Annotated in this window: 22 protein-coding genes; 21 read left to right on the top strand and 1 reads right to left on the bottom strand. The window is 47.0% G+C overall.

Features of this window, described 5'->3' with window-relative positions:
- Position 1 precedes the first annotated feature (1 nt).
- The 20 genes from wzxC to ugd all read left to right on the top strand — a co-directional run bounded on the left by wzxC (position 2) and on the right by ugd (position 23,497).
- Positions 2–1,480 (top strand): MOP flippase family protein, encoded by a 1,479-nt coding sequence (gene wzxC / locus ACTJI7_RS08920; protein WP_248204050.1) that lies wholly within the window; start codon positions 2–4, stop codon positions 1,478–1,480.
- Between the two features lie 17 nt (positions 1,481–1,497).
- Positions 1,498–2,778 carry a colanic acid biosynthesis pyruvyl transferase WcaK gene (gene wcaK / locus ACTJI7_RS08915; protein WP_088204823.1) on the top strand — a complete coding sequence of 427 codons (1,281 nt, stop codon included), beginning with the start codon at positions 1,498–1,500 and terminating at the stop codon, positions 2,776–2,778.
- Positions 2,775–3,995 (top strand): colanic acid biosynthesis glycosyltransferase WcaL, encoded by a 1,221-nt coding sequence (gene wcaL / locus ACTJI7_RS08910; RefSeq protein ID WP_047367929.1) that lies wholly within the window; start codon positions 2,775–2,777, stop codon positions 3,993–3,995. Before wcaK ends, wcaL begins: the two co-directional genes overlap by 4 nt.
- 12 nt (positions 3,996–4,007) lie before the next feature.
- Positions 4,008–5,399, top strand: a complete 1,392-nt coding sequence (gene wcaM, locus ACTJI7_RS08905) for a colanic acid biosynthesis protein WcaM (RefSeq protein ID WP_248204048.1) — start codon at positions 4,008–4,010, stop codon at positions 5,397–5,399.
- Between the two features lie 176 nt (positions 5,400–5,575).
- Entirely contained in the window at positions 5,576–6,472 is an 897-nt protein-coding gene (gene galF, locus ACTJI7_RS08900) for a UTP--glucose-1-phosphate uridylyltransferase GalF (protein ID WP_440670219.1), read from the top strand.
- Between the two features lie 375 nt (positions 6,473–6,847).
- Entirely contained in the window at positions 6,848–7,798 is a 951-nt protein-coding gene (locus ACTJI7_RS08895; RefSeq protein WP_080454789.1) for an NAD-dependent epimerase/dehydratase family protein, read from the top strand.
- Entirely contained in the window at positions 7,798–8,841 is a 1,044-nt protein-coding gene (locus ACTJI7_RS08890) for an MraY family glycosyltransferase (RefSeq protein WP_063155004.1), read from the top strand. The genes ACTJI7_RS08895 and ACTJI7_RS08890 overlap by 1 nt, the downstream gene beginning before the upstream one ends.
- Complete coding sequence (locus tag ACTJI7_RS08885) at positions 8,834–9,394, top strand: PglD-related sugar-binding protein (protein ID WP_063155003.1); 561 nt, start codon at positions 8,834–8,836, stop codon at positions 9,392–9,394. The genes ACTJI7_RS08890 and ACTJI7_RS08885 overlap by 8 nt, the downstream gene beginning before the upstream one ends.
- A gap of 38 nt (positions 9,395–9,432) precedes the next feature.
- Positions 9,433–11,319, top strand: a complete 1,887-nt coding sequence (locus ACTJI7_RS08880; RefSeq protein ID WP_063155002.1) for a polysaccharide biosynthesis protein — start codon at positions 9,433–9,435, stop codon at positions 11,317–11,319.
- Positions 11,320–11,421: 102 nt separating this feature from the next.
- Entirely contained in the window at positions 11,422–12,507 is a 1,086-nt protein-coding gene (rfbB, locus tag ACTJI7_RS08875; protein WP_063155001.1) for a dTDP-glucose 4,6-dehydratase, read from the top strand.
- Positions 12,507–13,406: a dTDP-4-dehydrorhamnose reductase gene (rfbD, locus tag ACTJI7_RS08870; protein ID WP_063155000.1), complete on the top strand. Its 900-nt coding sequence runs from the start codon at positions 12,507–12,509 to the stop codon at positions 13,404–13,406. The genes rfbB and rfbD overlap by 1 nt, the downstream gene beginning before the upstream one ends.
- 52 nt (positions 13,407–13,458) lie before the next feature.
- The gene (rfbA, locus tag ACTJI7_RS08865; protein ID WP_047174557.1) at positions 13,459–14,337 is read left to right on the top strand and encodes a glucose-1-phosphate thymidylyltransferase RfbA; all 879 of its coding nucleotides are present in this window, start codon (positions 13,459–13,461) and stop codon (positions 14,335–14,337) included.
- A gap of 3 nt (positions 14,338–14,340) precedes the next feature.
- Positions 14,341–14,889, top strand: a complete 549-nt coding sequence (gene rfbC / locus ACTJI7_RS08860) for a dTDP-4-dehydrorhamnose 3,5-epimerase (RefSeq protein WP_074147965.1) — start codon at positions 14,341–14,343, stop codon at positions 14,887–14,889.
- Between the two features lie 62 nt (positions 14,890–14,951).
- Complete coding sequence (locus ACTJI7_RS08855) at positions 14,952–16,172, top strand: oligosaccharide flippase family protein (protein ID WP_041909152.1); 1,221 nt, start codon at positions 14,952–14,954, stop codon at positions 16,170–16,172.
- Positions 16,169–17,335 carry an O-antigen polymerase gene (locus ACTJI7_RS08850; RefSeq protein ID WP_440670224.1) on the top strand — a complete coding sequence of 389 codons (1,167 nt, stop codon included), beginning with the start codon at positions 16,169–16,171 and terminating at the stop codon, positions 17,333–17,335. The genes ACTJI7_RS08855 and ACTJI7_RS08850 overlap by 4 nt, the downstream gene beginning before the upstream one ends.
- Positions 17,332–18,420 (top strand): glycosyltransferase WbsX family protein, encoded by a 1,089-nt coding sequence (locus ACTJI7_RS08845; protein ID WP_063154998.1) that lies wholly within the window; start codon positions 17,332–17,334, stop codon positions 18,418–18,420. Before ACTJI7_RS08850 ends, ACTJI7_RS08845 begins: the two co-directional genes overlap by 4 nt.
- Positions 18,421–18,433: 13 nt before the next feature.
- Positions 18,434–19,303: a rhamnosyltransferase gene (locus ACTJI7_RS08840; protein WP_063154997.1), complete on the top strand. Its 870-nt coding sequence runs from the start codon at positions 18,434–18,436 to the stop codon at positions 19,301–19,303.
- Positions 19,304–19,377: 74 nt separating this feature from the next.
- Positions 19,378–20,490 (top strand): glycosyltransferase family 4 protein, encoded by a 1,113-nt coding sequence (locus ACTJI7_RS08835; RefSeq protein WP_045629816.1) that lies wholly within the window; start codon positions 19,378–19,380, stop codon positions 20,488–20,490.
- A 208-nt stretch (positions 20,491–20,698) separates the two neighbouring features.
- A complete protein-coding gene (gene gndA / locus ACTJI7_RS08830; RefSeq protein ID WP_028013772.1) occupies positions 20,699–22,105 on the top strand; it encodes an NADP-dependent phosphogluconate dehydrogenase in 1,407 nt (468 codons plus the stop codon).
- A gap of 225 nt (positions 22,106–22,330) precedes the next feature.
- Positions 22,331–23,497 carry a UDP-glucose 6-dehydrogenase gene (gene ugd, locus ACTJI7_RS08825; protein ID WP_440670228.1) on the top strand — a complete coding sequence of 389 codons (1,167 nt, stop codon included), beginning with the start codon at positions 22,331–22,333 and terminating at the stop codon, positions 23,495–23,497.
- A 51-nt stretch (positions 23,498–23,548) separates the two neighbouring features.
- Here ugd and ACTJI7_RS08820 read toward each other — a convergent pair whose 3' ends face one another.
- A complete protein-coding gene (locus ACTJI7_RS08820; RefSeq protein WP_063154995.1) occupies positions 23,549–24,553 on the bottom strand; it encodes an NAD-dependent epimerase in 1,005 nt (334 codons plus the stop codon).
- A gap of 192 nt (positions 24,554–24,745) precedes the next feature.
- On the opposite strand from ACTJI7_RS08820, the gene wzzB reads away from it, so the two are divergent.
- Positions 24,746–25,726 carry an LPS O-antigen chain length determinant protein WzzB gene (gene wzzB / locus ACTJI7_RS08815; RefSeq protein WP_045629815.1) on the top strand — a complete coding sequence of 327 codons (981 nt, stop codon included), beginning with the start codon at positions 24,746–24,748 and terminating at the stop codon, positions 25,724–25,726.
- Positions 25,727–25,745: the final 19 nt, after the last annotated feature.

Genomic DNA, 25,745 nt, shown 5'->3' with positions numbered 1-25,745 from the left:
GATGAGCTTACGTGAAAAAACCATCAGCGGCGCCAAGTGGTCAGCGATGGCGACCATCGTCATCATTGGCCTCGGCCTGGTGCAGATGACGGTGCTGGCGCGCATTATCGATAACCACCAGTTCGGCCTGCTGACCGTCTCGCTGGTGATTATCGCGCTGGCCGACACGCTGTCTGACTTCGGTATCGCCAACTCCATTATCCAGCGTAAAGAGATCAGCCATCTCGAGCTGACCACGCTCTACTGGCTGAACGTGGGGCTGGGAATTTTCGTGTTTGTGCTGGTGTTCCTGCTGAGCGACACCATCGCCAGCGTGCTGCACAACCCGGATCTCGCCCCGCTGATGCGCACGCTGTCGTTTGCCTTTGTGGTGATCCCGCACGGGCAGCAGTTCCGTGCGCTGATGCAGAAAGAGCTGGAGTTCAACAAAATCGGCATGATTGAAACCAGCGCGGTGCTGGCGGGCTTTACCTTTACCGTGGTGAGCGCCCATTTCTGGCCGCTGGCGATGACCGCCATCCTCGGTTACCTGGTTAACTCTGCCGTGCGTACGCTGCTGTTCGGCTACTTTGGCCGCAAGATTTATCGTCCGGGGCTGCGCTTCTCTCTCGCGTCCGTCTCGTCCAACCTGCGCTTTGGTGCGTGGCTGACGGCGGACAGCATTATTAACTATGTGAACACCAACCTCTCGACGCTGGTGCTGGCGCGCATCCTGGGCGCGAGCGTGGCGGGGGGCTACAACCTGGCCTATAACGTTGCGGTTGTTCCTCCTATGAAGCTGAACCCCATTATCACTCGCGTGCTATTCCCGGCGTTCGCCAAGATTCAGGACGACACCGAGAAGCTGCGCGTCAACTTCTACAAGCTGCTTTCCGTGGTGGGGATTATCAACTTCCCGGTGCTGCTGGGGCTGATGGTGGTTTCCAGCAACTTCGTGCCGCTGGTGTTTGGCGAGAAGTGGAACGGCATTATCCCGATCCTGCAGCTGCTGTGCGTGGTGGGGCTGCTGCGCTCCGTGGGCAATCCGATTGGTTCTCTGCTGATGGCGAAGGCGCGCGTGGATATCAGCTTTAAGTTCAACGTGTTCAAAACTTTCCTGTTTATTCCGGCGATTATCGTCGGCGGGCATATGGCGGGCGCCATCGGCGTCACGCTGGGCTTCCTGCTGGTGCAGATCGTCAATACCGTTCTGAGCTACTTCATCATGATCAAACCGGTGCTGGGCTCCAGCTACCGTCAGTACATCCTGAGCCTGTGGCTGCCGTTCTATCTCTCATTGCCGACCCTGGCGGTGAGCTACGGTCTGGGCATTATCCTCAGCGGGCATCTGCCGCTGGCCGCGCTGCTGGCGGTGCAGGTTGCCGCGGGCGCGCTGGCGTTTGGCGTGATGATTGTGCTGTCGCGCAACGCGCTGGTGGTAGAGCTGAAGCGCCAGTTTTGCCGTAACGAAAAAATGAAAACGCTGCTTCGCGCAGGCTAGTTCTTTAAGAGGCCATTATGAAATTATTAATTCTTGGCAACCATACCTGCGGCAACCGTGGCGACAGCGCCATCCTGCGCGGTTTACTGGATGCAATTAACACCCTTAAGCCTGAGACTGAAGTGGATGTGATGAGCCGTTATCCGGTCAGCTCATCCTGGTTACTGAACCGCCCGGTGATGGGCGACCCGCTCTACAGCCAGATGAAACAGCACAACAACGCCGCGGGCGTGATGGGGCGCGTGAAGAAAGTGCTGCGCCGTCGCTACCAGCATCAGGTGCTGCTTTCCCGCGTCACCGACACCGGCAGGCTGCGCAACATCGCGATCGCGCAGGGCTTTACCGATTTCGTGCGCCTGCTTTCCGGCTATGACGCCATTATTCAGGTCGGCGGCTCGTTCTTCGTCGATCTCTACGGCGTGCCGCAGTTTGAGCATGCGCTGTGCACGTTCATGGCGAAAAAGCCGCTGTTTATGATCGGCCACAGCGTCGGGCCGTTCCAGGATCCGCAGTTTAACCAGCTCGCAAATTATGTGTTTGGCCACTGCGACGCGCTGATCCTGCGCGAATCGGTCAGCCTCGACATGATGAAGCGTAGCGAAATTGACACCTCTAAAGTAGAACACGGCGTGGATACCGCCTGGCTGGTGGATCACCAGGACAATGACTTCCAGCCGAGCTATGCGGTGCAGCACTGGCTCGACGTGACGGCGAAACAGAAAACCGTTGCGATTACCCTGCGTGAACTCGCCCCGTTCGATAAGCGTCTTGGCACCACCCAGGCAGCCTATGAGAAAGCGTTCGCCGACGTGGTGAATCGCGTGCTGGACAGCGGTTATCAGGTGCTGGCGCTCTCAACCTGTACCGGCATCGACAGCTACAACAAAGATGACCGCATGGTGGCGCTGAACCTGCGCAACCTGGTGAACGACCCGTCCCGCTACCACGTGGTGATGGACGAGCTGAACGACCTGGAGATGGGCAAACTGCTCGCAGCCTGCGACCTGACCGTGGGTACCCGTCTGCACTCGGCAATTATCTCCATGAACTTTGGCACGCCGGCCATCGCCATTAACTATGAGCACAAGTCCGCCGGGATTATGCAGCAGCTTGGCATGCCGGAGATGGCCGTGGATATTCGTCATCTGCTGGACGGATCGCTCGGTGCAATGGTGGGGGACACCCTGGGTCAACTGCCCGCGATCAATGAACGCCTGGCGGTGGCGGTGAAAGCCGAGCGCGAGAAGGGCATTGGGATGGTGAAATCGGTACTTGAACGCGTGCGGGAGGGGAAATGAAGGTTGGTTTCTTCTTACTGAAATTTCCGCTGTCGTCTGAGACCTTTGTACTGAACCAAATTACCGCGTTTATCGATATGGGATATGACGTGGAGATCGTCGCCCTGCAAAAGGGCGACACCAAAAATACCCATGCGGCGTATGCCCAGTATGGGCTGGAGGCCAAGACCCGCTGGCTGCAGGACGAACCGGCCGGGAAGCTGAGCAAGCTGCGCTACCGGGCCAGCCAGACGTTACGCGGGATCCACCGCGCGTCGACGTGGCGCGCGCTGAACGTTTCCCGCTATGGATCGGAATCTCGCAATTTAATTCTGTCGGCCATCTGCGGGCAAACGGCGCAGCCGTATCGTGCCGACGTGTTTATCGCCCACTTTGGCCCGGCGGGGGTCACCGCCGCGAAACTGCGTGAGCTTGGCGTAATTGACGGCAAAATTGCGACCATCTTCCACGGTATCGACATTTCCAGCCGCGAGGTGCTGAACCACTACACGCCGGAGTATCAGGCGCTTTTCCGCCGCGGCGACATGATGCTGCCCATCAGCGACCTGTGGGCCGGACGACTGAAAAGCATGGGCTGTCCGGGGGAGAAAATTGCCGTGTCGCGTATGGGCGTGGATTTAACGCGCTTCACTCGCCGCCCGGTTAAGGTGCCGGGAAAACCGCTGCAGATCATCTCCGTAGCCCGTCTGACCGAGAAGAAAGGTCTGCACGTGGCCATCGAAGCCTGCCGACAGCTGAAGGCGCGCGGGGTGGCGTTCCACTATCGCATTCTCGGCATTGGCCCGTGGGAACGTCGTCTGCGCACGCTTATCGAACAGTATCAGCTGGACGATGTCGTCGAGATGCCGGGCTTCAAGCCGAGCCATGAGGTTAAAGCCATGCTCGATGAGGCGGACGTGTTCCTGCTGCCTTCGGTAACTGGCGCCGATGGCGATATGGAAGGCATTCCGGTGGCGCTGATGGAGGCGATGGCCGTTGGGATCCCGGTGGTATCGACGCTGCACAGCGGGATCCCGGAGCTGATCAAATCTGATCATTCCGGCTGGCTGGTGCCGGAGAATAACGCGATGGCTCTTGCGGATCGATTGGCTGCCTTCAGCGACATCGACCAGCAGGCGCTGGAGCCTGTGCTCCAGAATGCCCGACAAAAAGTTGAAACCGATTTTAACCAGCAGGTAATCAATCGCCAGTTAGCGAGCCTGCTGCAAACGCTGTAACGCCGAGGTTGTATGCTGAAAAAGATTACCCGACGCACCTTTGTCTCTTCTCTGTCTGTTCTGGCGGCCTCGCCGCTGCTGTCGTCCCGCATGGCGCGGGCGGCAAGCGGAAAGACGGTCTCCATTAATCAGTACAATAACAACGACTGGATCGCCGCTTTTAAGCAGGCGTTTAAGGACGGTGACACCGTCGTTGTCCCGGCCGGACTTACCTGCGAAAACATCAATACGGGCATTTTCATTCCCGACGGTAAAACGCTGCTGATCCGCGGAGCGTTGACCGGCAACGGACGTGGGCGTTTTGTGCTGCAGGAAGGCTGCAAAGTGATCGGTGAAGGCAGCGGGCGCACGGAGAACATCACGCTCGACATTCGCGGCTCGGACTGCGCGATCAAAGGGCTGGCGATGAGCGGGTTTGGTCCGGTGACGCAGATCTACATTGGCGGCAAGAAACCTCGCGTGATGCGCAATCTGGTGATTGATAACATCAGCGTGAGCCAGGCCAACTACGCCATCCTGCGCCAGGGCTTTCACAATCAGGTTGATGGCGCCCGGATCACCAACAGCAAATTCAGCCATCTGCAGGGCGATGCGATCGAGTGGAACGTGGCCATCAATGACCGCAATATTCTGATCTCCGATCATGTGATCGATAACATCAACTGCACCAACGGCAAGATCAACTGGGGCATCGGCATCGGCCTCGCCGGCAGCACCTACGATAACGACTACCCGGAAAAGCAAACCGTGAAGAACTTCGTGGTGGCAAATATCACCGGCAGCAACTGTCGCCAGCTGGTGCACGTTGAGAACGGGAAACACTTTGTTATCCGCAATATAAAGGCCAAAAATATTACCCCCGATTTCAGTAAAAAGGCGGGTATAGACAACGCAACTGTCGCCATTTATGGCTGTGATAATTTCATTATTGATAATGTCGACATGGTCAATAGTGCCGGAATGTTAATCGGCTATGGCGTTATTAAAGGCGATTATTTGTCCATCCCGCAGAACTTCAAGCTTAACAATATCCACCTGGATAATCGCCAGCTAGCGTATAAGCTGCGCGGAATTCAAATTTCATCCGGTAATGCGACCTCCTTTGTAGCGGTCACCAACGTGGAGATGAAGCGGGCAACGCTTGAGCTGCACAATAAGCCGCAGCATCTTTTCTTACGTAATATCAATGTGATGCAGGAGGCAGCTATTGGCCCCGCGCTGAAGATCAACTTCGATCTGCGTAAAGATGTGCGGGGTAAATTTATGGCCAAAGACGAAACCTTGCTGTCGCTGGCGAACATTAAAGCGGTGAATGAGAAGGGGCAGAGTTCGGTGGATATTGACCGGGTGGATCAGCAGGTAGTGAATGTGGAAAGGCTGAATTTTGCGCTTCCGCACAGATAATCGACAACTTTCTTTTTTGAGACTATTCCTGGCACAGAAGTGTGATCTATTCAGATTACAACTACAGAAATTTGTGGGGCTAAGGCGTAACATTGTCAGAGGATTACGGCAAATCATGCTGGCGAAAACAGGTTTAAGAGCTATAATTCGTCAACCATTTTAAGGTGGAAGAAATAATGATTAATTTGAAAGCAGTCATTCCGGTAGCAGGCCTGGGCATGCATATGCTGCCAGCCACTAAAGCCATCCCTAAAGAGATGCTGCCGATCGTCGACAAACCGATGATTCAATACATCGTCGACGAGATTGTTGCTGCAGGGATCAAAGAAATCGTCCTGGTTACCCATTCGTCCAAGAATGCGGTTGAGAACCACTTCGACACCTCTTACGAACTCGAAGCGCTGCTTGAGCAGCGCGTCAAACGCCAGCTGCTGGCAGAAGTGCAGTCTATCTGTCCGCCAGGCGTAACCATTATGAACGTGCGTCAGGCTCAGCCGCTGGGTCTGGGTCACTCGATTTTGTGTGCCCGTCCGGTAGTGGGTGATAACCCATTCATCGTTGTTCTTCCGGACATCATCATCGATACCGCTTCAGCCGATCCGCTGCGTTACAACCTGGCGGCAATGGTGGCTCGTTTCAAAGAAACGGGCCGTAGTCAGGTGCTGGCGAAACGCATGAAGGGCGATCTCTCCGAGTACTCCGTTATCCAGACAAAAGAAGCGCTGGAGACGGAAGGGCAGGTGAGCCGCATCGTTGAGTTCATCGAAAAACCCGATCAGCCGCAGACGCTGGATTCGGATCTGATGGCTGTTGGCCGTTATGTTCTGAATGCCGATATCTGGGCGGAACTGGAAAAAACTGAGCCAGGCGCCTGGGATCGTATCCAGTTGACCGATGCAATTGCAGCACTGGCGAAAAAACAGTCCGTTGACGCAATGCTGATGACAGGTGACAGCTACGACTGCGGTAAGAAGCTGGGATACATGCAGGCGTTTGTGAACTATGGGCTGCGCAATCTGAAGGAAGGGGCGAAGTTCAGAAACCGGATTGAGAAGCTGTTGGCTAAAGACTGATATTCATTCCGCGTCCAGAACAAACGGCAGTTATCATTTTTGGTGTTGAGACATAACCAAAATGATAACTGCCGTTTTTTGTTATTAATTTTAATGATTACATAGGGTTATCTGATTCAAATCTCAGCAGCTTTGTAGCGATTTGTGCTTGTTTCTCTGGTCGTTTAGGACGACAATTAACGCCAGTTTTTGTCTGTAACCAGACAAGCAAAATCATTAATCAAACATCGCTCAGTGCACTGGTAGCTGTTAAGCCAGGGGCGGTAGCGTGCCTGGCATTTACAATTGAATTTTAAACGAACAGTTGTGAACGAGACAGTCTCACGCAAATCTGCACTACGTGCGGGCGTAAATATCAGATTGAGCGGATAGGGGATGTCAATGAAAGTAATGGTGACGGGCGGGACCGGGTTTCTTGGAACTGCTTTAGTCCAGGCGTTGAAGTCATCAGGACACGAGGTGATATTAACAACGCGCAAGCAGGAGAACCCTGAACAGGGCATTTACAACCTGGGTGATATCTCAGCAAATACCAACTGGTTAAATCTCCTGCAAGGATGCGACACTGTCATTCATACCGCAGGAAGGGCGCATATCCTTAATGATGATGCTCAGGACGCTTTAGCGGAATTTCGCCGTGTCAATCACGACGCAACGATGAAATTAGCGAGCGATGCTGCGACCAGCGGAGTTAAACATTTTATCTTTGTAAGCTCAATCGGCGTTAACGGTAATGCCACCTCAGGGATCCCATTTACTGAGGCCTCGGAACCACAACCCACTTCTGATTACGCTATTTCCAAGCGAGAAGCCGAGCAGAGCCTGCTTAATCAATTTGCAGAAAGCGATATGGCGATCACCATTGTTCGCCCGGCGTTGATTTGTGGTGAAAATGCACCGGGTAATATACAGCGCCTTTTAAAACTGGTTTCTAAAAACCTACCGTTGCCCTTTAAAAATGTCAGGAACAAGCGAGCGCTGGTGTCTCTGGATAATGTCGTCAGTTTCATCAGCGAATGCGTGGTAAATGAGAAATCTAAAAATCAACTCTATTTACTGGCCGATGCAGAACGTCCTTCAACCGAAGATATGATTAATGCCTTTGCCTCAGGAATGGGCATTAAAGCGAAACTGGTCTCATTTCCAACGGGTATCTTCAGGTTATTGCTTTCTTCAGTTGGTAAACGAGGTATTTACGATCAGCTGTTTGGCGATCTGGAAGTCGATGCCTCTAAATCCCGGGAACATTTAAACTGGACGCCCCCGATAACGCTTTTTGAAACAATGAAAAAAACGGCGAAATATTATATCGAAGGTAATAAATAATGATGAGTTTTGGGATTTTGATATTCGCTTTTTTAGTATCATGCGCGCTGACCTGGGGGCTACGCGGTTATGCCATTAAGCATAACGTTATTGACCGTCCAAACCAGCGAAGTTCGCATTCGGTACCAACCCCACGAGGGGGGGGGGTGGCTATCGTTCTGACGCTCCTGGCGGCGTTAGTCTGGTTTTATTTCAGCCGCGCGCTGACGCTGGATAGCTTCCTGGGGTTATTTATTCCAGGATTGATTGTTGCCATCATCGGTTTCCTTGACGATCACGGCCATATCGCGGCACGCTGGCGTCTGTTGATGCATTTCCTGGCGGCAGCAATCGGCATCTACTTCTTAGGTTCTTTCCCTGTCATTACGCTGTTTGGTTATGACGTTTCCTTATCCTGGGTGGGTATGATTCTGGGCTGCGTTTATCTGGTCTGGATGCTTAACTTATATAATTTTATGGATGGGATTAATGGCTTAGCGAGCTCGCAGGCCATCACTTTTGCCGCATGTAGTGCGGTATTGATCGTTATCAACCAATATTCAGACGCACCAGGCAATCTTTATCCTCTCACGCTTGCCCTTATTGGTGCCGGAGCCGGCTTTCTTGTCTGGAACTTCCCGGTCGCGAAAATCTTCATGGGTGATGCCGGAAGTGGTTTTCTTGGGATAACAATCGGACTGATGATCCTGCATATTGCGAAAGTAGACTCGCACTTCTTTATTGCAGAATTATGCCTGCTGGGCGTTTTTATCGTCGATGCCACGACAACGTTATTGAGGAGGCTCGTAGCAGGTAAAAAGGTCTATGAAGCACATGCCAGCCATGGCTACCAAATCCTCGCAAGAAAATATGGCAGCCACGTCCCGGTGACATCATTGGCAATTGCCGTCAATCTGCTGTGGCTTTTCCCCTTCGCCTTTTTTATTGCCTCAGGCAAAATTGATGGTGTTGTGGGGCTGCTCATCGCCTGGTTCCCGCTTCTCGTTGTTGCGCTGAAATGTGGTGCAGGCGTTAAAGACAAAGAGAGCAACGTCAATGCATGACTTATTGATTTTGGGCGCAGGTGGTCATGGTCGTACGCTGTACGAGACAGCGAGACTGCTGGGATATAAGGATATCGTTTTCCTCGACGATAATACCTCTGCTTGCCAGGAAATTAACCAGCTGATTATCGGAAAAATTTCCGAACTACAGTTACATATCGGTAAGGTCAGTCATGTCGCTATTGGCATCGGAAACAATAAAGTCAGAGGGCAGCTCTATCAGCAACTGCTCGACTTAGGTATTCATCCTGTAACGCTTATACATCCCTTTGCATTTGTCAGTCCATCGGCGACCCTTGCTGAGGGAACTGTTGTGTTAGCGGGAGCTGTAGTGGGTGCCAACGCAAAATTAGGTTTGGCGACGATTGTGAATAGCCACTCGACCATAGATCACGATTCCATTCTTGGTGATTTCGCTCATTTAGGTGTCGGTGTCCATCTTGCGGGCAGCGCTGTGATTGGGAAATCAGCGTTTCTCCAGGCGGGGACAGTGGGCGGTTATAATACTAAAGTAGACGATTACTCAGTGTGTCCTGCTGGTACTATTTTATAAACTGAATGCAAGCTTTAGTGAGGCGACCAGTTTTTAGTATGCTAAATTATTTAATATCTTTACCCAGACCAATTAAGCGAATTATTACTCTCTTTATAGATGTTATACTGCTCTTATGCGCTTTTTGGTTTGCATTTTGGGTGCGTATTGATTCAATGACTCCGATATATAGCACGGAACATTGGCTTTTTATTTTCTCAATAATTTCAGTTACTCTGGCAATATTTGTTAAGTTAGGGCTGTATCGGGCCGTAATCCGTTATATTACTGCCAAGATATTATTGGTCGTAACGATGGGGATGGTCATATCGTCCATTTTGCTTATTATCGCAGCGTTCTATACCAACCTCTATTTGCCGAGAACGATTCCGTTTATCTATTTCTCATTCGGCCTGCTGCTTGTTGCCGGATCACGGCTTGGAATGAGGATGTTGGTGAATCGTGGGTTGAATCTGGGCACCCGGGTAGTTATTTATGGTGCAGGTGCATCGGGTCGTCAATTACTGCCTGCGCTGAGCCAAATGGACGAATATTACCCCGTTGCTTTTGTCGACGATAATCGCGCCCTGCAAGGTCAGGTGATTCACGGGGTAAGCGTCTTCGCACCAGAAAAACTGCCCTGGCTGGTTGAGAAATACGAAGCGAAGAAAATTCTGCTGGCCATGCCAAGCGCAAGCCGGGCCAGAAAAAACGAAGTCATTAAAACCCTGGAAGGTCTGCCGTGTGAAGTGCTCTCCATCCCGGGAATGGTCGATCTGGTGGAGGGGAAGGCAAGTATTGATTCCTTGCGCAAAGTCGTTATTACAGACCTGCTGGGCCGCGATCCTGTCTCACCCATTCCGGAACTGATATCCCGTAATATCAACGGGAAAACAGTGATGGTTACCGGGGCAGGGGGGTCTATAGGGTCTGAACTTTGCCGACAGATAATTAAAAATAAGCCAAACCAGCTTATTCTGTTCGAATTGTCTGAGTTCTCCCTCTATTCCATTGATTCTGAACTGCGTAACCTGAATCTGGGTCAGGATTTTAAGGTTAAAATCTATCCAATCCTCGGAAACGTTCAGGATAAAGAGCATCTCGAAAGGTTAATCAGAGCATTCAACGTCGACACAATTTATCATGCTGCGGCGTACAAGCATGTACCGCTTGTCGAGTTCAACGTACTTGATGGCGTGCGCAATAATATCTTTGGTACGTTGAGCTGCGCTCAGGCTGCGGCAAGTTGCGGTGTTGAAAACTTTGTCTTGATTTCGACTGATAAAGCCGTTCGCCCTACCAACACCATGGGGGCGACCAAGCGCATGGCGGAGCTGGTGCTGCAAGCGCTGGCGAAGGAATCCAGTAAAACCTGCTTCAGTATGGTTCGTTTCGGCAACGTGTTAGGCTCATCAGGCTCAGTTGTGCCGTTATTTGAAAAACAGATTGCTGCAGGTGGACCGGTGACGCTGACTCACGAAGATATCACGCGTTACTTTATGACTATTCCTGAAGCGGCTCAATTGGTTATCCAGGCGGGAGCCATGGGCACGGGCGGCGATGTTTTTGTTCTGGATATGGGGGAACCAGTCAAGATCATCGATCTTGCGCACCGCATGATTACGTTGCAAGGGCTTACCGTTCGCGATGATAAAAACCCTTATGGCGATATTGCGATAAAAACAACAGGTCTGCGGCCTGGTGAGAAACTGTATGAAGAGTTGCTTATCGGCGACAATGTATCCGTTACGCAGCACCCGCGTATCAGGACTGCTAACGAGGTGATGTTGCCGTGGAGTGAGATGAGCATTATTCTCCGTGACCTCGACAACGCCTGCTGTCAGTTCGACTACGAGCGCGTGCGAGAGATACTTTTACAGGCACCTGCAGCATTTAATCCAACCGACGGTATCTGCGATTTACTTTGGAATGTAAAGGTAAGTTAAAATAGCAGATTGTCAGTTTCTCCGCCCTGGAAGCTTATCAATAGTTACCTGGGCGACAGCAACTAATTAATTGTTTCTGATAACATTAAGAGCGAAATAAACGTGAAAATTCTGGTCACTGGTGGAGCAGGCTTTATTGGGTCTGCGGTGGTACGACACATTATTAATGATACGCAAGATTCTGTTATTAACGTCGATAAACTGACTTATGCAGGGAATCTTGAATCGCTGGCCGAAGTCTCGCACAGCGAACGCTATCATTTTGAACATGCCGATATCTGCGACAGCAATGCCATGGCGCGTATTTTTGCAGAGCACCAGCCGGATGCGGTGATGCACCTGGCGGCCGAAAGCCACGTTGATCGCTCGATCACCGGCCCGGCAGCCTTTATTGAGACTAACATTGTTGGTACCTATGTACTGCTGGAAGCAAGCCGCCAATACTGGTCAGCGTTAGATGCTGATAAAAAAGCGTCTTTCCGTTTCCACCATATCTCAACAGATGAAGTCTATGGCGATCTTCCGCATCCGGATGAAATGGCCAAGGGAGCTGAACTGCCGCTGTTTACTGAAAAAACGGCCTATGCCCCAAGCAGTCCCTATTCTGCTTCTAAAGCATCCAGCGATCATTTGGTCCGTGCCTGGCTGCGTACCTATGGTTTCCCTACCATTGTGACTAACTGTTCTAACAATTACGGTCCATATCACTTCCCGGAAAAACTTATCCCGCTGGTCATTCTCAATGCGTTGGAGGGTAAAGCCCTACCTGTTTACGGTAAAGGAGACCAAATCCGCGACTGGCTGTACGTAGAAGATCACGCCCGTGCGTTATACACCGTGGTAACCCAGGGCAAGATTGGCGAAACCTATAACATCGGCGGCCACAATGAGAAGCAGAATCTTGATGTGGTAAATACCATCTGCTCATTGCTGGATGAAATCGTGCCGAAGGAAGGTTCCTATCGTGACCAGATAACGTATGTGGCTGACCGCCCGGGTCACGATCGCCGCTACGCGATTGATGCAGAGAAAATTGGTCAGGAGTTGGGCTGGAAGCCTCAGGAAACTTTCGAAAGTGGCATTCGTAAAACCGTAGAATGGTACCTGGCGAACCCAAAATGGGTAGAGAACGTGAAAAGCGGCAGCTACAAGTCCTGGATTGAAGAAAACTATGGAGATCGCGCCTGATGAATATTCTTCTGTTCGGTAAAACCGGTCAGGTGGGTTGGGAGCTACAGCGTGCTCTGGCACCGCTGGGCAATTTGATTGCGGTTGACGTCCATTCGCAGGAGTATTGCGGTGATTTCAGCAACCCTGAAGGCATTGCAGAAACGGTGCGCCGCATTAAGCCTGATGTCATCGTCAACGCGGCTGCGCATACCGCCGTCGATAAGGCCGAGTCAGAACCTGAATTTGCTCAGCTGCTGAATGCCACGAGTGTCGAGGCGATTGCCAAAGAGGCCCAAATATTGGGGGCCTGGGTTGTTCACTACTCTACTGATTACGTATTCCCGGGTAATGGCGATACGCCGTGGCTTGAGACGGACGCCACAGCGCCGCTTAATGTGTATGGCGAGACCAAACTTGCTGGTGAAAAAGCGTTAAGTGAAAATTGTTCACGCCATTTGATCTTCCGGACTAGCTGGGTTTATGCCGGTAAAGGGAATAATTTTGCGCGTACCATGCTGCGACTGGCAAAAGAGCGTTCTGAGCTGTCTGTTATTAACGACCAATTCGGGGCCCCTACGGGTGCTGAATTATTAGCAGACTGTACGGCTCATGCTATTCGGGTTGCCCTGAATAAACCTGAAGTGGCAGGGACTTATCATCTGGTTGCCAGTGGTACAACAACCTGGTACGACTATGCCTCTCTGGTATTTGATGAAGCGCGCAAAGCAGGAATTGAACTGGCATTAAAGCAACTTCATGGCGTGCCGACCAGTGCGTACCCTACGCCTGCAAAACGTCCGGCAAACTCGCGCCTCAATACGTTAAAGTTCCAGCAGAATTTCAACCTCGCACTGCCTCAGTGGGACGTGGGGGTTAAGCGTATGCTGACTGAGTGGTTTACAGCGACAGCGATTTAATAATGATCGGGATGCCTGGGAGTGGGCATCTTATGACTATAGAGATGATGAAATGAAAACGCGTAAAGGTATTATTCTGGCGGGTGGCTCTGGTACTCGTCTGTATCCAGTGACAATGGCTGTTAGTAAACAATTATTGCCTATTTATGATAAGCCGATGATTTACTATCCGCTTTCAACGCTAATGCTGGCTGGTATTCGAGATATTTTAATTATTAGTACTCCGCAGGATACACCGCGTTTTGAACAACTTCTGGGTGATGGAAGCCAGTGGGGGCTGAATCTGCAATATAAAATCCAGCCAAGCCCGGATGGTCTGGCGCAGGCTTTCATTATTGGCGAAGAATTCATTGGTAACGATGATTGCGCCCTGGTGTTGGGGGATAACATTTTCTATGGTCACGACCTTCCTAAATTGATGGATGCAGCGGTTAATAAAGAAAATGGTGCAACGGTTTTTGCCTATCACGTGAACGATCCTGAGCGTTACGGTGTTGTCGAGTTTGATAAAAATGGTACCGCCATCAGCCTCGAAGAAAAACCGCTGGAACCGAAGAGTAATTATGCAGTGACGGGACTCTATTTCTACGATAACAGTGTCGTTGAGATGGCGAAGAATTTAAAACCGTCAGCACGTGGTGAACTGGAAATCACGGATATTAACCGTATTTACATGGAGCAAGGAAAGCTTTCCGTGGCTATGATGGGCCGTGGCTTTGCCTGGCTTGATACAGGGACTCACCAGAGCCTGATTGAAGCGAGTAACTTCATTGCAACTATTGAAGAGCGTCAGGGGCTGAAAGTGGCTTGTCCTGAAGAAATTGCTTACCGCAAAGGATTTATTGATGATGAGCAGGTTAAAAAACTCGCTGCTCCGTTGTCAAAAAACCAATACGGACAATATTTACTGAAAATGATCAAAGGTTATTAATTAATGAATATCATTAAAACAGAAATACCCGATGTGCTAATTTTTGAGCCGAAAGTTTTTGGTGATGATCGTGGTTTCTTTATGGAAAGTTTCAATCAGCGAATTTTCAACGAAGCCGTTGGTAAAGAAGTGAATTTTATTCAGGATAATCACTCTAAATCCAGCAAAAATGTACTTCGTGGTTTGCACTACCAACTACAGCCCTATGCTCAAGGTAAATTAGTCCGTTGTGTCGTCGGTGAAGTTTTCGATGTCGCTGTCGATATTCGTAAAGACTCACCCTATTATGGGAAATGGGTTGGCGTACATTTATCTGCAGAAAATAAAAAACAATTATGGATCCCTGAGGGATTTGCTCATGGATTTTATGTTCTGAGCGATACAGCAGAATTTGTGTATAAAACAACTAATTATTATTCTCCTGAACATGAGCGTTCAATCTTATGGTCAGACAGCGAACTGAACATTGCATGGCCTGTCAGCCACGATTGTTCACCGAGTTTGTCTTCGAAAGATCTTGTTGGTAAAGCTTTTAAAGATTCAGACTATTAATTTCTACTCAGGCCTGTAAATAGCATACAGGCTTTTTTCACATTACTGAGTGTATCATACCAGTGAAAAAAAACATTATACTGCTATTTTTTGTTCAGGCTTCAAACTATTTATTCCCTTTGTTAACCCTCCCATATTTAATGCGAGTGTTAGGAGCCGAAAATTTTGGAATTGTAGCTATGGTCCAGGCGTGGCTACAATACATTATAATTTTTGTTGATTATGGCTTTAACTTTAGTGCGACGTTACTGGTTTCAGTTAATAAGAATAATCAATCCAAAATTGATTCTATTTATACAGCAGTAACTGCTGCTAAGTTAGCGTTATTACTGATAGTTTCATGTATTTTTGCTTTATATGTAATTATTAATGGTACGAGTATATACTCTTATCTGATCCTGTTAGGGATGATATCCGTAATAGGTACAGTTTTATTCCCTGTATGGTTATTTCAAGGGATTGAAAAAATGCAGGGTATTGCAATATGTACAACCATTGCAAAATTCGTCTCCCTTATTCTGATTTTCCTTTTAGTAAAAACGCCTGAAGATATGAATATGGCCGTTATAAGCCAATCATCAGGGATGTTTATCTCAGGTATTTTGGCTTGTTTCTTTATAAAAAAACAAAAATTGGCCAAATTTACAAGAGTTTCAATAAAAGAAATCTATTCGGTTTTATCTAAGGGATTTGACCTTTTTGTATCTAATATAACTATAAGTTTTTATACGACTTTAAATATATTAATTATAGGATATTTTGGTGGCCCGACGCTGGCAGGTTATTTCTCAGCAGCAGATAAAATCCGAACTGCAGCGCAAGGTTTGATGAGTCCTGTTCAGCAAGCGATGTTCCCAAGAGTCAGTTCATTGATTAGTGAAGGAAAAACACTCAATGAAATCTGGCACTTGTATGGTAAGAAGTTTATTGCGTTCGGATTGTTAATATCGGTCGCAATGGCTGTCATAGGATACCCTGTATCACTTTATTATTACAGTGAAGAATATCGAATATCGTCGATGATATTGTTGATGATGTCTCCTTTGCCATTTATCGTTTCAGTGGGCGTTGTATATGGACAATGGTGGTTAATACCTAATCATTTCACAAAAGTTGTCAGGAAAACATATCTTGCTGTGAGTTTTATGCATATTATAGTTTCTATACTATTAATGCATCTGACTCCAACATATGGCGTGACAATTAGCGTGATTATTACAGAAATAATTGTTTCGGCTATTTTTGTCCTTGTGAGTTTTAATAGCGAAAAGAATTCAAGATGATTAAACGAAGACCTAGAAATCCATCTTTTTATTTATGCCTGTATGTTGTCTTTGCATTAGTATTATGGGTTTCACAAAGTAGCCTCTACATCACATTTGATTCTGGTTTGATGATCCTAATTGTTTCTTATTTATATTTTTTCTTAGGATGCTATATAGGTAATAAAACAACAAGATTTCATCAGCAAGATAATCTAATAAATAATCAATCGCTCTTTAATATTTCCTTGCAGGTAAAAATTTCACTTGCAATCAACTTCTTCATATTGATTTATCTGGCGTTCCTGTTCAAAAATATAGTGACGAGTGGTATTTCGTTCGCAGAATACAGAGAAAGTTTATTTAAAGATCAATCAATAAAAGAATACTATGGAGCATTTGCAGCTTATTTATTTGTATTTGCAACCCTGGTGCCGCTTTTTGGCATTAGTTATGGTTTGTATTTGAAGATTAATAAAAATAAATCTGCAATCTTATTTTTCTCATTTTTAATGTTGGTAGGAAAAGAAAGTATCTTGATTTCAAGATACTATGTTTTCGCTCCGGTGTTGGCAGCAATTTTAATATTATATTGCTATGATAGAAAAATGACTTTGAAGAAGGTTATTTTTTCTCTGGGTGTATTTTTGATTTTGTTATTAGCCATATTCACTTTTAGAGGTGATAGCGACTTAAGTCAAAGTCTTATTAATACTCGCAATTATGCGATTGCAGGTTACTCACTTTTTACTCATGCAATTGATAGCGGTGATACTGATATCTTGTATGAGCTTTCTAGTCCATTTTCATTCTTAGGTATACTAGGCGCTAAGTTTTACGACCAAAGCGCTTTCTTCACAAAAGTACAAGATTTCGTTCTGTTAGGCAGTGCTGGTTATTTTAATGCCTTTTATACATCCTTGTTATTACCCTTCCTGTATTTCGGTAGTATAGGGTTAGCTGTACTCAGTATGTTGTTTGGATATATTGTATCGAGAAATCACAATTGCTTTATCAATAAGAACTCATTCCTTAACTTCAATTCCCTGTTTGCTTTGATTGTTATTTTCTTTTCTCATCAGTTTTTGCCGGTGCAGTTATCCTTCTTTTGGGATTATTTCCTGATTTCGTTATCAGTTCATTTGTTTGTAGTTTGTTATAGAAATATAAGGAGCAATTTTTGAAAACGTTAGCATTTTATCTTCCGCAATTTCATGAGATTGAAGAAAATAATAAATGGTGGGGAGAGGGTTTTACCGAATGGGTCAATGTTAAAAAGGCTACGCCTCTTTTTAAAAATCATAACCAGCCCAGAGAACCTCTGAACGATTATTATTATAATTTGCTCGATGTAGAAACATTAAAATGGCAATCGGAACTTGCAAAAAAGCATAATATTGATGGTTTTTGTTTTTATCATTACTGGTTTAATGGTAAGCGTTTACTGGACAAACCAGCTGAACTTTTACTGGAGAACAAAGATATACATCTCCCGTTCCTTTTTTCATGGGCTAACGAACCATGGACGCGTAGTTGGGATGGTAGTCATCGAGATGTTATCATGCCCCAAAGTTATGGTGACGAATCAGACTGGCTAAATCACTTTAACTATCTCAAGCCATTTTTCGAAGACGAAAGATACATTAAACATAATGGTAAGCCTGTATTTCTGTTATATCGTTCTGCTAGCTTTGAAAAGTGTAATGAATGGATTCAGTATTGGCGGAAACTGGCAAAAGAAACTTCTTTCGGTGATATACATTTTGTGTCAACACTTACCTCATTCGCTCAAGATTATCGTAATCTAGATTTTGATGCCGAGTTAAATTTTGAACCAATGTGTACTTTTGAACACAATATGGGGAAACTTAAACCGATATTGCGAAAAGTGATCGGAAGAATAAAACGTATTTCTAATGAAAAATTAAAAACAAATTACGTTGAGCAGATATTATCTTATCAATCAATTTGGGATAAAATCCTTGAAAAGGATTTTAGTGAAACACATTATTCAGGCGCATTCGTTGATTGGGATAATACGCCAAGGAAAAAAACTAAATCACTCGTGATGAAAGGAAGTAATCCTCAGGTATTTAAGAATAATTTCGATCAACTTTATAAAAAATCTATTTCTGCTAATGTTCCATTCTTATTCATAAATGCATGGAATGAATGGGCTGAGGGTACGTATCTTGAGCCGGACAAAAAAAATGGATATGGTTATTTGAATGCAGTAAAAGATACTGTTGAAAAATACAAAAAAAATTAATAGGTGATAGGTCGTGATTAGTTCTGTAACTGTAACATTTAACCCTGATATACTTTGCTTAGAAAAGCAATTTCTTTCTTTGCAAGGCCAAATAGACAGTGCTGTTATAATAGATAACGGCTCTCGAAATTACGAAGAGATAAAAGATTTAGCAGAAAAATTTAATTTCGTCATGATCAGTTTGCCCGAGAATATGGGTCTTTCGCATGCGCAAAACATTGGTATCGAAAATGCTATATCTCGCGGTGCCGAATATTTATTACTTCTTGATCAAGACAGTGTATTAGGTGCTAATTTCATCAGTGCCATGAACAAGATGTACACCCAGAATAACGTTGGTATCCTGGGCCCTTCTTTTTATGATCCGCACACAAACGAATTTTATTGGGGCACTAATTACATCGGTCCATTTATTAAACGAACGCCAATAGAAGAAATAACAGATGTCACCTACGTTATTGCATCTGGCTCTTTCTTTTCTTCTGAAGTTTACGAGAAAGTTGGTAAAATGGAAGAAGCATTGTTCGTGGATTATATTGATGTGGAGTGGGCTCTGCGTGCTAAAAAATTAGGGTATCGCGTTGCAATGACTAATCAGGCGTCAATGGCTCACACGATTGGTGATTCAAGGCTGAATCTGTTAGGACGTAAAATATCTGTTCATAGCCCAATGCGACGTTACTTTTTAGTCAGAAATAGCTTCTTTATGATCAGAAAGTCATATATTCCAGTGGGTTATAAAGTTCGTGAGGTTTTCCTGAATTTTGCTCGTGCTGCAATATCTTTAATTCTTAATAAAGAAAAAAAGAAAACGTTGATGATGATCTTTTACGGTATTTCTGATGGTCTTTCTGGAAGATTTGGACCATTCAAAAGACATTAATACCAGGTGTACCTGTCTCGTTGCAAGTTAATGAGCGTTAGTAACGATATACTTATCGGACTGTTTCAAAAACTATGAAAATTCTTTATATAATTACACGCGCGAATGAAATCGGTGGGGCTCAGACTCATTTGCGTGATATGACATCTGGTTTAGTAAAGGATGGTCATCAAGTTGAGTTAATCGTTGGAGAGCAAGGCGCTCTGGTTGATGATGTTCGCGCATTAAATGTGAAAGTTCACATTATCCCTGAGCTGGTAAGGGAAATATCGCCTTATAAAGATATTAAATGCGCTTTAATTATACGCAAGATTATAAAAGAATTTTCTCCGGATGTTATTGCACTTCATTCTTCTAAAGCTGGAATTGTAGGGAGGTTGGCAGCTCTTTTCCTGAAAATTCCTGTTGTTTTCACCGTACACGGTTGGTCATTCGCAAATGGTGTTCATGATAAGAAACGTCGCTTGTACATTGTTATTGAACGATTATTCAGTAAAATTACTGATGAAATAATCACAGTCTCTGCTCAAGATAAACAACTTGCAATCGAACATAACGTTGCGTCTGCCAGTCAGCAAACGGTGATCCATAATGGCGTGCCGTTAAAAAGTGCTGCTCCTCATGTTTACCATACTCATGACGTAGTGAAGTTGATTTCGGTAGCTCGTTTTTCAGAACAAAAAGATCATGAAAGCCTATTGAAAGCGTTGAGTCGATTAGAAACAAGAAACTGGGCGTTGACGCTGGTAGGAAAAGGCCCCAGGTTAGATGAGATGAAACAGCTTTCACAGGATCTTGGAATTAGCGAAAATGTACTGTTTACAGGCGAACGTTTAGACGTTGATGCCTTGCTGGCAGACAGTGATATTTTCCTGTTAATTTCTAACTGGGAAGGTTTCCCTATCAGTATTCTCGAGGCTATGCGTGCAGGCTTGCCTGTTTTAGCATCAGACGTTGGTGGCGTTTCTGAATCTGTCATTGATGGCAAAACGGGATATCTCGTTCCTCGTGCAGATATTGATGCTATCAAAAACAGACTCGCTGACTTAATTAATGATAGTGCTTTACGTGTTGAATTAGGCAAGTCAGGGAATGAATTTTTCCTTGAAAACTTCTCATTCAACGCAATGTATAATAAAACGGTTGAACTTTATCAAAAAGCAATTAATAAAAAACATAATACGTAATAGAGTTTATTATATATTGTGACTTAGTTCATTTATAAATAAAATATACCTACATGCTTTATAGGGATTTAATATCTCCCGTTTTGTGTCGTCTTGCGTGATCAAGGCCACAAATGCCTACCTCTGTCCCTGATTTATGAGTTAAGATTCTTGCAAATTATATCTGTCGGGGTTACCCGACAGTGACCACACCTGACAGGAGTATGTAATGTCCAAGCAACAGATCGGCGTTGTCGGTATGGCAGTGATGGGGCGCAACCTGGCGCTCAACATCGAAAGCCGTGGTTATACCGTCTCCGTTTTCAACCGCTCCCGTGATAAGACTGAAGAAGTGATTGCCGAAAACCCAGGCAAGAAACTCGTTCCTTTCTATACGGTAAAAGAATTTGTTGAGTCTCTGGAAACGCCTCGTCGAATCCTGCTAATGGTGAAAGCGGGCGCAGGTACCGATGCAGCTATCGACTCCCTGAAGCCTTACCTCGAAAAAGGCGACATCATCATTGATGGCGGTAACACCTTCTTCCAGGACACCATTCGTCGTAACCGTGAATTGTCCGCTGAAGGCTTCAACTTCATCGGTACCGGTGTTTCCGGTGGTGAAGAGGGCGCGCTGAAAGGTCCATCTATTATGCCTGGCGGCCAGAAAGAAGCGTACGAGCTGGTTGCGCCAATTCTGACTAAAATTGCAGCCGTAGCTGAAGATGGCGAGCCTTGTGTGACCTATATCGGTCCGGACGGTGCGGGTCACTATGTCAAAATGGTGCACAACGGCATCGAATACGGCGATATGCAGCTGATTGCAGAAGCATACTCCCTGCTGAAAGGCGGCCTGAATCTCTCTAACGAAGAGCTGGCTGAAACCTTTACCGAGTGGAACAAAGGCGAGCTGAACAGCTACCTGATCGATATCACCAAAGATATCTTCACGAAGAAAGATGAAGAAGGTAAATACCTGGTTGATGTGATTCTGGATGAAGCAGCGAACAAAGGTACCGGTAAATGGACCAGCCAGAGCTCTCTGGATCTGGGTGAGCCGCTGTCTCTGATCACCGAATCCGTCTTTGCGCGTTATATCTCTTCTCTGAAAGAGCAGCGCGTTGCGGCTTCTAAAGTGCTGTCAGGCCCACAGGCTAAACCAGCCGGTGACAAAGCTGAGTTCGTCGAGAAAGTTCGTCGCGCCCTGTACCTGGGTAAAATCGTCTCCTACGCGCAGGGCTTCTCACAGCTGCGTGCGGCGTCTGACGAGAATAACTGGGACCTGAACTACGGCGAGATCGCGAAGATCTTCCGCGCGGGTTGCATCATTCGTGCGCAGTTCCTGCAGAAAATCACCGATGCCTATGCTGAAAACGCAGGCATCGCTAACCTTCTGCTGGCACCGTACTTTAAGAAGATTGCAGACGAGTACCAGCAGGCGCTGCGTGACGTGGTTGCTTACGCTGTACAGAACGGTATCCCGGTTCCAACCTTCTCCGCTGCGGTGGCGTATTACGATAGCTACCGCGCTGCCGTTCTGCCTGCCAACCTGATTCAGGCACAGCGTGACTATTTCGGCGCGCATACTTACAAGCGCACGGATAAAGAAGGCGTGTTCCACACCGAATGGATGGAATAAGTTAACTTACTCGCTATCATCAAACCCGGAGCCTGTCTCCGGGTTTTTTTATGCAAAAAATGCCGCGCATTATTCGAAGTAGTCTGAATCTCATCCCCCTCGTTGTGATTACTCCTGGTTTGCCTTGACAGTGCTGTTTGCCAGGAGGTACAAAGCCCAACAGTTATGTTTATCGCGATGGTCTGCCGGCCATCAATACAGTTAACTAAAAGAAGTCATTAGCGAATGAAAATAACAATTTCCGGAACAGGGTATGTCGGTCTTTCTAACGGCATTCTGATTGCTCAGAACCATGAAGTGGTTGCGCTGGATATCGTGCAGGCCAAAGTGGCTATGCTCAATCAGAAGAAATCGCCGATTGTCGACAAAGAAATCCAGGACTATCTCAGCAACAAACCGCTGAATTTCCGCGCCACGACAGATAAAGAAGATGCATACCGCGATGCGGATTACGTCATCATTGCGACGCCTACTGACTACGATCCAAAAACCAACTATTTCAACACCTCAACCGTAGAAGCGGTTATCAAAGATGTTATTGCGATTAATCCTGATGCGGTGATGGTTATTAAATCGACCATTCCTGTCGGCTTTACCAAATCCATCAAAGAAAAGTTTGGTATTGATAATATCTTCTTCTCGCCAGAGTTCCTACGTGAGGGGAGAGCGCTTTACGATAACCTGCATCCTTCCCGTATCGTTATTGGCGAATGTTCTGAGCGCGCTGAACGCTTTGCCGCACTGCTGCAGGAAGGCGCAGTGAAGAAAGATATTCCGGTGCTGTTTACGGACTCCACCGAAGCGGAGGCGATTAAGCTTTTCGCAAACACCTATCTGGCAATGCGAGTCGCGTACTTCAATGAGCTCGACAGCTACGCAGAAAGTCTTGGGCTGAACACCCGCCAGATTATTGAAGGGGTTTGCCTTGACCCGCGTATTGGCAACCACTACAACAACCCCTCATTTGGCTACGGCGGCTATTGCCTGCCAAAAGACACCAAGCAGCTGCTGGCAAACTACCAGGCTGTACCGAATAATCTCATTTCTGCGATTGTTGACGCTAACCGTACGCGTAAAGATTTCATCTCCGATTCTATTCTTGCGCGCCAGCCGAAAGTGGTCGGGGTGTATCGTCTGATCATGAAGAGCGGTTCCGATAACTTCCGCGCCTCTTCCATTCAGGGGATCATGAAGCGCATCAAGGCGAAAGGCGTTGAGGTTATTATTTATGAACCGGCCATGCAGGAAGATCAGTTCTTCAATTCCCGCGTGATCCGCGATCTGGATGCTTTTAAGAAGGAAGCGGATGTCATCATCTCGAACCGCATGGCCGAAGAGCTGGCTGACGTCGCTGACAAAGTCTATACCCGCGATCTGTTCGGTAGCGACTAATTCTATTACGTTAAAATAAAAAACCCGGCTGATTTGCCGGGTTTTTTATTTTCAGACCTTATAAAACTCGCGGTACCAGTCAACGAAGTTCTTCACGCCGTCTTTAACCGAGGTTTGCGGTTTGAAACCGATCACGTCATAGAGCGCTTTCGTGTCGGCGCTGGTTTCCAGGACGTCGCCCGGCTGGAGTGGCAACATATTTTTCTCGGCTTTCTTACCCAGCGCCTCTTCCAGCGCGGTGATATAGTCCATCAGTTCTACTGGCGAACTGTTACCGATGTTGTAAACGCGGTAAGGTGCTGAACTGGTTGCCGGTGAGCCGGTCTCGACGGTCCAGTTTGCGTCAGGATGGGGAATAACATCCTGCAGGCGGATAATTGCTTCAGCGATATCATCGATGTAGGTGAAATCGCGCTTCATCTTGCCGTAGTTATAGACATCGATGCTTTTGCCTTCAATCATCGCCTTAGTAAACTTAAACAGCGCCATGTCCGGGCGTCCCCACGGACCGTATACGGTAAAGAAGCGCAGTCCGGTGGTCGGCAGGTTGTAGAGATGCGAATAGGTGTGCGACATCAGCTCATTGGCTTTTTTGGTCGCGGCATAGAGTGAAACCGGGTGATCTACGGAATCGTCAGTGGAGAAGGGCATCTTACGGTTGAGGCCATATACGGAGCTGGATGAGGCATACAGCAAATGCTGAACGTGGTTATGGCGGCAGCCTTCCAGCACGTTGAGGTGGCCAATAAGGTTGGCATCGGCGTACGCATGCGGGTTTTCCAGGGAGTAGCGTACGCCTGCCTGTGCGGCCAGGTGAATAACGCGATCGAACTTCTCGTCAGCGAAAAGCGCAGCCATACCTTCCCGGTCAGCTAATTCCATCTTGTGGAAGGTGAATCGCTCAGATTGTAGCCGTTCCAGACGTGCCAGCTTTAAATTAACATCGTAATAGTCGTTCAGGTTATCAATACCGACAACCTCATGACCGCCCTCAATGAGGCGTTTGCTGACATTCGAACCGATAAAACCCGCTGCACCCGTTACCAGAAATTTCATATCTTTCCTCAAATACCCAACGCTTACAGATGCGATAACGCATCACATGGTGACTATGATAGCGCGAAGGGGGCGAGTTACATAACGCATCTTTCCGATATAACTCATCGGATTCTTATAGAAAAATCCCCAGCAATAGATAAACTATGAAAACACAATTATGTTTGCCCTTTTTCATCTGTTAGGGAATGTATGACGCACAACAACAATAGCCAGGTCATCCGAAGCAATGACCCTGAGCAAATTGATTTACTTGATTTAGTGCTGCAGCTGTGGCGTGGGAAGTGGATGATAGCAACGTTTGTTGTTGTTTTTATTGCACTTGCTGTCGGTTATCTTACTTTCGCGAAAGAAAAGTGGACCTCAAGCGCAATTATTGCGCAACCTGATGTCGCTCAAATTGCAACATATTCTAATGCGTTGAATATCCTCTACGGTAGCGCTGCACCCTCAATGCTTGATGTTCAAACACGCGCCATTGGTCGTTTCAATTCTTCCTTCTCTGCATTGGCACAGGCACTGGAAAATCAGGACGAACCTGAAAAACTGACAATCGAGCCTGCTGTTAAAGGGGAATCGCTCCCGTTGAGTGTTTCCTATACCAGTACTTCCGCAGAAGCGGCGCAGAAGCAGCTTGCGCAATATATCCAGCAGGTTGATGAGCAAACTTCCAAAGAGCTCACGGTTGACCTGCAAAACAGCATCAAAGAGCAGATTAAAACCCTGAACGATTCTCTGGTAAACCAGGAGAAGGTCGCTCAGGAGCAGAAAGACCTGCGTATTAAACAAATTACCGAAGCGCTGAAAAACGCTGAGGCGGCGAAAATCTCCTCGCCACAGATTCAACAAACTCAGGATGTGACCCAGGAAACAATGTTCCTCCTGGGAAGCGTAGGGCTGAAATCGATGATTGAAAACGAAGCCTCTCGTCCCCTGGTCTTTTCTGCTGCATACTATCAGACCAGGCAAAACCTGCTGGACATCCAAAACCTGAACGTTAAGCCTGACACAATACACGTCTACCGTTACGTCATGAAGCCGGATCTGCCCGTTCGTCGCGATAGCCCGAAAAAAGCCATTGTGCTGATTCTTGCCGTGCTGCTGGGCGGAATGATTGGTTCAGGTGTGGTATTAGGACGTAACGCATTACGCAACTACAAACCAAAAGCCTGATTTGCAGATTAAAAAAAAC

Source organism: Enterobacter sp. 22499 (genome assembly GCF_052044815.1).
Lineage (GTDB): Bacteria > Pseudomonadota > Gammaproteobacteria > Enterobacterales > Enterobacteriaceae > Enterobacter > Enterobacter bugandensis.
Note: the sequence above shows the minus strand (reverse complement) of the source record. Positions and strands in the feature narration are given on the sequence as shown.